A 7,479-nucleotide genomic window follows, 5' to 3' on the forward strand; every position below is an offset into this window, starting at 1 on the left:
GCCTCTGACCAGCGAGAATTAGGATTACTGACGTCCTTTTCCCGCCACCGCCGGAGGCACTTTCCAGGTGAAGAAGCGTATCGGGTCCTATCCGCGTGTCCCTGTCGAGGGCGGCGGTCGCCGGGTGGTTTCGCAGGCCGGTGCGGTACTGCTGGTCGAGACGGTCCGCAAGACGGGCCTGGATGCCGCGATATCGCAGGCGCTGGCGCCGTGGCGGACAGCCCGGGCGGTGCACGATCCGGGCAAGATCCTGCTGGATGTGGCGCTCGCCGTCGCGCTGGGCGGGGACTGCCTGGCTGATGTGGGCATGCTGCGGGCCGAGCCAGCCGTGTTCGGGCCGGTGGCCTCCGACCCCACGGTTTCCCGGCTGATCAGCATGCTGGCGGCGGGCGGGCGACGGATCCTGGCCGCACTACGCACCGCCCGTGCTGAAGTACGCGAACACGTATGGCGGTTGGCCGGTGAAGCAGCGCCGGATGCGGGTGGGCAGGTGATCGTGGACATCGACGGTGTCCTCGTCCTGACGCACTCCGAGAAGCAGGACGCCGCCGCGACCTGGAAGAAGACGTTCGGGCACCACCCGCTGATGGGGTTCGTCGACCACGGCCGCGGCGGGTCCGGCGAACCGGTCGTGGGCATGCTGCGGCCCGGCAACGCAGGCTCCAACACCGCCGCAGACCACATCGAGGCCACCAAGCTGGCCCTGGCCCAGCTGCCCAAGCGATTGCGGCGCGGCCGGCAGACGCTGATCCGCACCGACTCCGGCGGCGGCACCCACGAGTTCGTCGCCTGGCTCGCCCAGCGTGGAAGGTGGCTGTCGTACTCGGTCGGCATGACCATCACCGACGCCATCCACCAGGCCGTCCTGAAGATCCCGGCCTCGGCCTGGACACCGGCCGTCGAACCCGACGGCGACATCCGCGACGGCGCCTGGGTCGCCGAACTCGCCGGCGACTGCCTGACCGGCTGGCCCAACGGGCTGCGGCTGATCGTGCGCAAGGAAGGGCCACACCCCGGCGCCCAACTGCGCTTCACCGACGCCGACGGCATGCGGCTGACCTGCTTCGCCACCAACACGGCCGACGGGGCGATCGCCCCCCTTGAACTGCGCCAGCGGCAGCGGGCCCGGGCCGAGAACCGCATCCGCGCCGCCAACGCCACTGGCCTGCGCAACCTACCCCTCCACGGCGCCGCGCAGAACCAGATCTGGCTGGAGATCGTCCAGATCGCCCTGGACCTGCTCGCCTGGATGCCTCTGCTCGCCCTGACCGGCGCCGCCCGGCTCTGGGAGCCCCGCCGTCTGCGGCTTCGGCTGTTCTCCACCGCAGCCCAGCTCGTCACTACAGGCCGCCGCCGCATCCTCCGCCTCGCCAGGCACTGGCCCTGGACCCACGTGATCACCAACGCGTTCACACGCCTGCACGCCCTGCCGAACCCCGGCTGACCAGCAACAACGCCCCACCCGACGAGCACCCAACTACTTCCGGAGCCGTGGAACCTGGCGCCCACCCGACGCGACAGCCGGGCCGTCACCATACCCACCGGCGGAAACACCCAGCCCGGACAAGCAGAAACGGCCCGCCAGCCGAGCTGACGGACCGCCATGCAAGATCGAGGTTAGCACTAGGTGTGCGGCATCGACTCCCTCAAGGGAGCTCATCCTCACCGTGGGAGGCATTCCCGACAGAGATGTCTCCGGTACATCACCGTCACGGGTCGTCCAAGCGGAACGGTGAAATGCGACGATGACGGGATACTCGAAAACCGCGTCAGTGAAATCCACCGTCGCGTAGCGCAACTTCAACTTAGCCGTGGACATCCACTGAGTGCGCCGACACCATACGGTTCGTGCTGATGGTCACAGGGTGGTGGAAGACCGCCCCTGTCAGACCAAGCATTCCCCCGCACACGACCGACCCGAGGCCCGACGTGCCCTCGAAGACCGCGTCGAAGAGGTAGGCGTCGTTGCTGAAGGTTGCCAGTCCAAACCGGGCGGGGCCGCTGAACCTTGCGCCCCAGAAGCTGGCCCGGCTGAAGCTGGAAGCACTGAAGGTCGCGCCGTCGCCGAAAACCGTCCTATCGAACCCGGCATACTTTGCGAATCTTACTTCGGCGAAGTCGGCTTCTCGATTGAATGCGACGTCCTTGAATCCGGCGTTGCCGCGGAACTATGCCCAGTGAAACCGTGCGGCGCCGTTGAACTTCGCTCTGTCAAAGTCAGCATCGCCTTCGAATGCGGCAGAATCAAAGTCGGCGTCATCACTGAAGTCCGCGTCGCTGAACCGTGCAGCGCCGAAGGAAGCTCGCCTTCCATCGCGTACTGCAGCTAGGAGTGCGGTGAGAAGTGCTCCGGTGAGGCGTGTGCCGCGATGGTCTACGTCGCTACCGGGCTGGAGGTCTCCCAAGTACGCCTGGCGCTTCGCTTGGTCCAAGTGGGCCAGGCAGCGGCTGTAGGGGGCCACGATGCGGCCGCGGCACCCGTCAGTGGACGCATCGTGAAGTCCGCAGGACGGCCAGGACGGAACAGACGGACGAGCAGCCAAAGTAGTCACATCCGTAGGACTACGAGACTCCCCACGTGGTTGCGGTACGCAGCGCGGCGCCCGGGAGCGACCCAACCAATGACCATCAGGTTCGCGGGCCCGGACGAACCCGGGCCCGTCCGAGTACCGTTATGGCCGTACCACCCCTCGGTTCGGCTACGAGCCCCCTTCAGAAAATGCGAACCCACGGGCTTTTCCCATGGCCCGGTGGCAGTCCAGGACCGCACGGCAGTCCCCCGCGGCCCGGTGGCCGCCCTGCAGCGGCTGCCACCGGTTGTTCCCGTGGTACTCGCTCCAGTCCCCGACCCAGTCGCTGTAAGAGATCATCACGTCCTCGACGTCCAGCGCCTCCAGCCAGGCCGCCGCCTGCCTGCTCGCTGCGGCGCCCGCCTCCCCGTCGGGCTCGACGTCGGCGTAGTGCAGCGTCAGTTCGTGCCTCAGCACGCCGACGTCGTACCACTTGTTGTAGATCAGAACCCGCTTCCCGCTGAGCAGGGCAGCAAGCCGAGCGAGGACGTCGGAGAACTGAGACGCGCCAGGCCGCCGTGCAGTAAACGACGTCGTTTAAAGCACCGCAAGCGCCTCGCTGCGGCTGATAACAAGCCCTTCGTGCGACGGCCGCCGCACGGCAAAAGACCAGGTCAGGCAGCGACAAGAAGAGGCGACTACGCGGCGGTGCGCTGGCGTTCGGCGTCCACCGCGCGCCGCAGCTGCTCCAGCTTGAGGGGCAGCAGCTGGCGCAGCCCGTCGTACCGCAGCCGGCCGACCCGGTACGAGGTCACCAGCCCGTTCTCCTCCAGAGGCATCCCGAGCGGCCGGATCACCGTCCGTCCTTCGTCGTCGAGGACACCGTCGTGGTTCATCCAGAGCGACCCACAGCCGCGAGGTGCCGTGCGCCCGCTGCACCAGGTCCTTCCGCACGGGCAGCCAGCGCTCCAGCGCGGCCCGGGTCAGCGCCGAGGTCTCGACCCACTCTCCCTCGATGGCGCCGCCGCCCTGGGGGCGCCGCTCGGCGTACACCGCGACGTTGTCCTCGCCCAGGTCCGTGGTGCGCAGGTCGGCCAGCTCCCCGCTGCGCGCCGCGGTGTCCAGCTCCAGCGCGAGTAGGGTCGTCAGCCGGGTCTGCGCCGGGGACATGGCGCCGCCGAGGTACCGGTCGAGCTGGCGGGCCAGGACGGAGAGAGTGGCCGCCTCCGGGGCGGGCTGCAGCGGGATCTCCCCGCCGCCCAGGTGCAGCGCGGGCATCTCCAGCGCCGCGCGCAGCAGGTCGATGCACGTGCGGCGGATCTCGTTGGTCGCCTTCGAGGTGGGCGGGAAGCCGCCCGCGACCCGTCGGTGCCGCAGCGCCCCGGACTCTGCGAGCCGTACGTAGGGGCGGAGCGCCTCTTCCTCCAGGAGCCGCCGCAGGCTGCGCCGGGCCGGGACCGGCAGCGCGCCGCTGCTCAGTGCCCGCTCCAGTTCCCCGCGCACCATGTCCAGCTGACGCCGACGAGCCGCGCCGGCGCCCAGGCCGCCGAGGAGCTGGTCGAGCGCGCGGACCGAGGGAAAAGTCGACGTCTGCACGCCGCGATTGTTGCGCACGGTCGGCCTGACCGCAGGACGCCGATGCATGGCCGTCATTCGGTCCTCCCCTCTGCTGGCTGCCGGGGCGGCTCACGCCGCAGCCTGTACATGCGCTCGCGGTGGCGGAGCAAGTCCCGCAGCACGTCTCGCCGGTGCTCGGACTTTTGCGGGAGCAGCGCGGGGAGGTAGGCGATTGCTGCGCACAGCACGGAGCACAGGAGGACCCACCAGGGGGCCCCGGCGTAGGCGACGCCGACGGCCGAGGTGCCACCGATCACACCGGTCGCCGGGAGCGGCAACCGGGGAGCGCGCCGTCGGGTCTCCTCTGTCACCAGGGTTGTAGGCATGACACTTCCTTGCTGTGGGCGTGACGGGGGCACGTGCGGATGAACGGAACGGTCGAACCCTGGGGCGCGGAGGGGTTAGCCCCGCAAGCCCTGGTCTGTCCGGGGGCGCCGCCCGGACAGAGAGGAGAATGCACCGCGGTTCGTACCGATGCGAGATCTCGCGAATTTCGGCAGTGGCCCGCTGACGTGCGCCCAGCATCTACCGCTTGTGGCGCCCATTCACGCCTTCTGACCTGCGAGTTTGTGAGCCCACGCCCTTGAATGGGCCGTGTGGTTCCGCTACGGTGCGATTTCGCGGGCGCTTGACTCGGGCCGATGGCCGCGCCGCCGCCGACCAGCCCGCTGCCCCGCGCGGGCAGGCGGAGACGCTGCCATCTCATCGCGCGTTCATCGCGGGCGGTCGGCCCCCGCGCCCGTACTCGATCCGGGCGCCGGGCAGGTTTGCGGGGAAGGCTTCCAGCGGACCCTCAGCGCCCGCCCATTCTGTGGGAGTCGGAGCGGCCCGGCGGTGCGCCCGGTGTCCGGCCGATGCTGCTGCCGCCGGGCCACTCCCCTACCGCTGGCGGGCTTCGGTGTTCTCCCGGATCGCCGCCGCGACGTCCAGCAGCGCGTACGCGATGGCCGCCAGCCCCTCACCGATGGCGGGAGTTTGCTCCTCTTCCGCCCGCCAGCTCTTCGCGCCCTCCGCTGCACCGTCCGCCCGGCTTCCGTAGATGCTCTCCTCCACGGCTGGCCCTCCCTTCCTGCCGGTCCCTCCGGCAGCCCCTGCCCCCTCCCCCTCCCCGCCCGCGGCGAACCGCCGAGGGCGGGGCCGTTGAATCACCGCAGCCCATATTGATCCGCAACGGTTCGGGTTCTGAGTCGCGTTGGACGTGACCCGCGCGCGTGACCAGACTGGGCCGGTGACGACTTCACCATCCTCCTCTTCGGACCTTCGAGCGGTGCTGTTTGACTCGGGCGGCGTGCTCATGCGGCCCATCGGCGGCCGGTGGAATCCGCGCGCGGATTTCGAGGAGAACATTCTGGCGCACGATCCCTCGATCACACCCGACCGCTTCGCCGACGCCATAGCCTCCGGTGATCGGTTCATGGCTGACTCTCCCGGCACGCCCGACTACGACGGCTACCACCGTGTGCTGCTCGGCCGTCTCGGGCTTCAGCCGACGCCCGAACTCCTCGCTCAGCTACGCCGTGACGTGCATCCCTCGGTGGTGCTCGAACTGTTCCCGGATGTCCTCGACACTCTCGCCGAGCTGAAGCGGCGCGGTGTGCGGCTGGCCGTGGTGTCGGACGCCTGGCCGAACCTGCCTGATCTGCACGAGGGGCTGGGCATCCGCGACTACTTCGAGGTGTACGCGATCTCCGCGGTGCTCGGCTGTGAGAAGCCCGACCCGCGCATGTACCACCACGCGAGCACCGGGCTCGGTCTCAAGCCGTCCGAGTGTCTGTTCGTCGACGACTTCCCGGCCCTCGTCTCCGCGGCGATGGTGCTGGGATACGAGGGTCGGGCGCTGTGCCGGACGGCGGCGACGGAGCAAGTCCCATCCATCACGCCCCTGACCGAACTCCTGGAACTCTTCTGACCGTACGACGGTGACGGTCCGTATTTCCTGAAAGTACGGGGCCAGGTCCACGATGGCGTCCCCTCGACCGCGTCGAGGTCCATCACCAGAAGGTCGCGGCCTTCCACGCTCAGCAACCTCGTTTAGTTGATGGCCAGTTGGTTTGGGCGTCGGTGGTTGCGGTGGACGTAAGTTCCGGTCGCCAGCCACTGCGGGTTGCCCCGGGGGCTGCGGGCGTGGAGTTGGACGTCTTCGGGTTGTGCGAGGTGGAAGCGCCACGTCACTGTCAGGTGGGAGAACTCTCCGATGCCTTGCAGGGTTTCGAGGGGGTACGCCTCGTTGAGGTGGATGACCGACTCGGCCCGCCCTGGTATTGATCCGGATCGGTTCGGGTTCTGGTTCGTTGGTGGTGTGTGAGCGATCTGGTGGCAGACGCGCGGCATCTGTCGCCGTCGGCGCAGGAGGCCCTGCGGCTGCGGGCGGTGGCCGCGTTGGTGGCGGGGCGGCTGGCGAAGTCAAGCTCGACCTCGGTTCCCGCCTGACGATCGGCGGCGCGACGGCTCGCCCCCTATCAGCCGACGGGGAGGATCCAGTCCTGGTACTTGTTGTACCCGCTGGCGCAGGCTGCGGTGATCAGATCGCCGCCCTGGACCGTCAGACACTGCTGGTCGCCGCCGAGGTTGCTGAACTTGCCTCCGTCTCGCATGACCCAGTTCGGTGCTGTCGTTTCGTGCTCGCAGCCGCCGACTGACACACCCCCTTGAATGTAAGACGTCAGGCACTGATAGGGGTACCGCGCCATTCGGATCCACACCGTGCCGTCGTCGTTGTTAACCACCGTCCACTGCTGGTAGAGGTTGTTCTCCTCGCAGGTAGCCGCGAATGCATCCCTGCTGTCAGTGGCCAGGCATCGGCCGGTTCCGTGATTGATGATCAGCCCTTCCGGGGAGTCCGCGTGTGCCGTGGCGGCGGTACCGGCGAGCAGAGCGGTGGCTAGGGAGGCGACGACAGCGGTCCGGCGCCGTGCCCACGAAGTTGGGCTCATGAAGTAACCCTTTCAAGGAGAAGGACTCTCTGTTGTCTGCTGGCCTGGCAGCCGAGCAGCAGCTCCCATCCAACAGAGGATTGCCTGGACGATGGCGCACCGTCACCCGAACGTAGGCGTGGGCGAGGGGCGTGGACGCAAAGCCGGGACGAGCGAGTCCCGCCCCGCGGCAAGCTCCGGGACGTACTTGTGTGCGACATCCCGCACGTTCCTCTGAGGTCTGCTGAGAGCTTGCCCCTGTGGCCAGGGGCTTCTTCCTCCGTCGGGCGCTCTTCCGTCCGGTGACGGAACTTCTGGATTCTTGAAGCTTTCTCATGTCGCCCAACCGGCCTGCGGTCTGAGCGAAGACGAGGAGGCTCGGGCCGGCGGCACTGGCAGTCGCAAGAGGCCCTCGCAAGCATCAGGCGCCGGCAGGCCGC

At 68.6% G+C, this 7,479-nt stretch carries 9 protein-coding genes and 1 pseudogene; 3 read left to right on the top strand and 7 right to left on the bottom strand.

Going from position 1 to position 7,479, the window contains the following annotated elements:
* Positions 1-67 precede the first annotated feature (67 nt).
* Both ACFU8Q_RS36870 and ACFU8Q_RS36875 read left to right on the top strand, forming a co-directional pair.
* Positions 68-1,444, top strand: a complete 1,377-nt coding sequence (locus tag ACFU8Q_RS36870; protein ID WP_384463130.1) for an IS1380 family transposase — start codon at positions 68-70, stop codon at positions 1,442-1,444.
* A gap of 521 nt (positions 1,445-1,965) precedes the next feature.
* Positions 1,966-2,181: a hypothetical protein gene (locus ACFU8Q_RS36875; RefSeq protein ID WP_384463152.1), complete on the top strand. Its 216-nt coding sequence runs from the start codon at positions 1,966-1,968 to the stop codon at positions 2,179-2,181.
* On the opposite strand, the gene ACFU8Q_RS36880 is transcribed toward ACFU8Q_RS36875, so the two are convergent.
* The 5 genes from ACFU8Q_RS36880 to ACFU8Q_RS36900 form a co-directional block, all read right to left on the bottom strand.
* Entirely contained in the window at positions 2,169-2,552 is a 384-nt protein-coding gene (locus ACFU8Q_RS36880) for a pentapeptide repeat-containing protein (RefSeq protein WP_384463133.1), read from the bottom strand. The genes ACFU8Q_RS36875 and ACFU8Q_RS36880 overlap by 13 nt on opposite strands.
* A 147-nt stretch (positions 2,553-2,699) precedes the next feature.
* Positions 2,700-2,987 carry a hypothetical protein gene (locus ACFU8Q_RS36885; protein WP_384463136.1) on the bottom strand — a complete coding sequence of 96 codons (288 nt, stop codon included), beginning with the start codon at positions 2,985-2,987 and terminating at the stop codon, positions 2,700-2,702.
* A gap of 120 nt (positions 2,988-3,107) precedes the next feature.
* Entirely contained in the window at positions 3,108-4,106 is a 999-nt protein-coding gene (locus tag ACFU8Q_RS36890) for a hypothetical protein (RefSeq protein ID WP_384463138.1), read from the bottom strand.
* 53 nt (positions 4,107-4,159) lie between these two features.
* On the bottom strand, positions 4,160-4,453 hold the full coding sequence (locus ACFU8Q_RS36895; protein WP_384463141.1) for a hypothetical protein: 294 nt from the start codon (positions 4,451-4,453) through the stop codon (positions 4,160-4,162).
* 553 nt (positions 4,454-5,006) lie between these two features.
* Positions 5,007-5,180, bottom strand: a complete 174-nt coding sequence (locus ACFU8Q_RS36900) for a hypothetical protein (protein ID WP_384463143.1) — start codon at positions 5,178-5,180, stop codon at positions 5,007-5,009.
* Between the two features lie 214 nt (positions 5,181-5,394).
* On the opposite strand from ACFU8Q_RS36900, the gene ACFU8Q_RS36905 reads away from it, so the two are divergent.
* On the top strand, positions 5,395-6,036 hold the full coding sequence (locus ACFU8Q_RS36905; RefSeq protein WP_384463146.1) for an HAD family hydrolase: 642 nt from the start codon (positions 5,395-5,397) through the stop codon (positions 6,034-6,036).
* 21 nt (positions 6,037-6,057) lie between these two features.
* Here ACFU8Q_RS36905 and ACFU8Q_RS36910 read toward each other — a convergent pair.
* Together ACFU8Q_RS36910 and ACFU8Q_RS36915 are read right to left on the bottom strand one after the other, a co-directional pair.
* Positions 6,058-6,394, bottom strand: a pseudogene (locus tag ACFU8Q_RS36910) (TrmO family methyltransferase); the annotation flags it as partial.
* Between the two features lie 192 nt (positions 6,395-6,586).
* Positions 6,587-7,060, bottom strand: coding sequence for a ricin-type beta-trefoil lectin domain protein (locus ACFU8Q_RS36915; RefSeq protein ID WP_384463149.1), 474 nt, complete (start codon positions 7,058-7,060; stop codon positions 6,587-6,589).
* Positions 7,061-7,479: the final 419 nt, after the last annotated feature.

The sequence above is a fragment of the Streptomyces sp. NPDC057543 genome (genome assembly GCF_042801895.1).
GTDB lineage: Bacteria > Actinomycetota > Actinomycetes > Streptomycetales > Streptomycetaceae > Streptomyces.